This is a genomic window from Gammaproteobacteria bacterium, from assembly GCA_016765075.1.
Taxonomy (GTDB): domain Bacteria; phylum Pseudomonadota; class Gammaproteobacteria.
In genome coordinates this window covers 1-3,014 of sequence record JAESQP010000098.1, presented here as the reverse complement: position 1 = coordinate 3,014, position 3,014 = coordinate 1, and the positions used below count along the sequence as shown (strand labels likewise).

The 3,014-nt window shown below is 45.5% G+C and carries 1 protein-coding gene; it reads right to left on the bottom strand.

Going from position 1 to position 3,014, the window contains the following annotated elements; translation table 11 throughout:
* Positions 1–784: 784 nt before the first annotated feature.
* Entirely contained in the window at positions 785–2,338 is a 1,554-nt protein-coding gene (locus JKY90_05825; GenBank protein ID MBL4851782.1) for a hypothetical protein, read from the bottom strand.
* Between the last annotated feature and the right edge of the window lie 676 nt (positions 2,339–3,014).

Genomic DNA, 3,014 nt, shown 5'->3' with positions numbered 1-3,014 from the left:
TATTCTCTCGCCACCTTCAGCGACCCTGCGCTAACACGCAAAAAGGCAACCAAAGTCGGCTACGACCAGAATGGTCTATGTGCCCCTTGTGCAAGCTAAAGGCATTTAGTGCCAGGAATAAAATAATTTAGTTAATGTTGAAGTGGTTATAAAGCTGCCCGTTCGCACCAAATACCAATTTGCAATCCTACCAGCTAAGATCGAATTAAATAGGAAACGTCAGCAGCGCTTAAGAGTGACAATCTCTCGTTCTAATTAAATGAATCGATCGTACAACATTAACCGCTCAAAACAAGGTTACTGGCATTTTACAATACAATCTATCCTTAATTGATAAGAGTATCGGCAGCCTTTTTACTATAGTTTATAGCAGTTGTAACACTTGCGGGCATAGCCAAATCCGCATACCCACGCAACGTGTAGCTGGGCTCTCGATAATCCAGCTTAGATGAGTACCAGCCTGCTATATACGGGTGCTCTTGCCCCTTCAGCGCCTCCCATGTCATAGCAGAATCCAGCTGAAGATGAACCACTCTGGAATCGCCATTTTTGGTGAGCGCCCACGTATTCCTGTCACCCTGTTGCGCTAATTGTATACCGGGAGCGCATTGAAACCAGATTTCAATGCGATGATTATTTTTGCCCTCCAATTGGTCTAAAATATCGATCTTACCTGCCTGAGAACTGAGTCAAATCTCTCTACTATGTGTCACCCCTATATCCTGGTATCCGTTATGGCACCCTTTTACCCATTGTTCATCTTCAGTCGAGCCACCATAATCGATCAACCTAGCAGTGGCATGGTTTGACCACATGAACGGACCGCGCATTGTAGATTGATCCCTCCCATCCACGACCAGACAGTTATGCGCACAAGTGCTTCTAAAGTGATCTCTCCATTCCGGGAAATGGTGATAAACATAGGTACCTGGGTCAACCAGCCACCACTCACCGTCGATGGCAAGCGTGAAACTAAGCGCATCGGCATGCCCATGTGCTGCAATGGACAGATATCCGAGAGACCCTGCATCAAAAACCAAATGCAATCTTCGTTGCCGAGAATCGCGTAGCCGCCGTCGGGGTAAATCCGTGGATAAGGGCCAGCCACGGGCAAGCAAGGTGGCGACCTGCTCAATGTATCGTGCTCACCCCCGATAAGTCCGTACCAAAAGGCTTTTTCCGCCAACCGCTCCGGAACACACTTGTTTCTAATAAGCTTTTCTGCATCCAGCACTTCTTTGTAAGGATTTACTGGCCAAACTGCAGAAAATCGTGTAACAAATCCATCATCCGCATCTCCCAGCTGGGGCGGATGGCCACCTGCTGGCGTTACATCTCGAACAAAATCTGCCATCGCCGCCAAACGCGCACAGAATTTCTCTGAAAAGGGTGAATCTACACGGCGTCCTGTAACTTGCAAGAACAGCGCGTAATCCAAAACCCAAAGATGATAGTACAACGCTTGCTCTTTCCCCACCCCATCCGAGAACACTTGAAGCTGCAGCTGTTCTTCCAACTCTTCTTGTGCATCATCCCTCCACTGCTCGCCATGTTCGCCTAGATCAAACACCTGGCAAGCGACCCACAATCCAGTAAGCTCTCCAAAAAGATGATTGCCCGCAGAGGAGTGTCGAGAAAGAAAATGCCGAATAAACCAGGCTTGCAGGTATATCGAATCTCCCAAAGCTTTGGGATCAATAACCACCTTAAACAGGCCTTCGCCGCCATTTCTTGAAGCGATTAGACTATGAATCAACGCCCAACTAATCAGCCTTAATGCAAGCTCAAGTGCACTACACCAGTGGATTCCGATTGCGAACGGGTTTTGGTTTACCCATGTTTCAATCTGACTAGTTATAGGTTCTAGATAGCGCTCTTCGCCAGTCATTGCATACGCAACTGCCAGCGGCACGAGATGGTGATGCCTTCCTAGCTCCCACACCACCTTAATATTGCCAACCAGCTCCACATTCCTATAGTTGATCGATTTACCGTAAATTTGCGGCGCACGCACGCCAGAAACTGTATCAACATGCCAGTCAATAGGCTGCTTGAGTTGTACTTTATGATGCCCAAACAGTTCAATTGATCCAGAAACCAAATCACTAAGACAACTTTCGTCCAAAGCGTATCGACACTCCCACAGAGACTGGTAATCACTCAATGGTGGTAACAGCAATCGTCTGCTTATAACAGAGTTTGGCGGTTTTGGGCTCCAACCACCAAGCACTCGCTTTTTCTCCATAATTTGCTTGACGTGACGAATGACGCGGAATGCAACCTCTCTCACCCCCATCCGGCGAAGGCGGTTGAATGTCCAGCTTAAACTCAAGCTCATGAATAACATTCCTGTAGAATAACGAGTGCAATAAATTTTGCTTTCTCATTGTATAGAATATAGGACGAACAAAAAATTAATAGCTGAAATAATGCTTAAATCTTGCGTAGAAAACCGCCATCAAAAAAATTCAATCTTTGTATCTGGCTTATTGACAATGCGTATTTCTCACTAAGATCGTTTTTCGCTATTATGCTAAATGCTAACGCAACTTTTTACGCATACACCCCTCTCAACCACTGTAAATATTTTCCGCGAAACCCACGGTCATAACCACGACTGATACATATTGCGCTCAAATACCCAGGTAATACCTCAGCAACGAAGTAAAATGCACTCAGTAGACTCAGGTAATTCTCTAAGAGAACACTTAAATAGTGAGCATTCTCTAGTAGGGCTGACCGCCCCGTGCCTATTCTTATCCTCACAAAAAACAAACATATATCTTACACACTGACTTGCATTAATAAACTAGACTTGGGCTTGCCAACTTCTAAGAATTTCTTGCTTAAAAACCATCACAATGCACTCAACCAACTCACTCTCTTTAGGCCATTGAGTCCTCACAAAAAAAATCTCCACCAGATTACTGGCGGAGACCATTGCAAAGCGCGAATCTCAGTTAATGTGTTATCGGTGAATCAGACACGATAAAGTTATCGTAATACTGGTATTG

Bases quoted from the DNA above. Each gene is read 5' to 3' on its own strand.
- JKY90_05825 (MBL4851782.1), bottom strand. From the start codon at position 2,338: ATGAGCTTGAGTTTAAGCTGGACATTCAACCGCCTTCGCCGGATGGGG.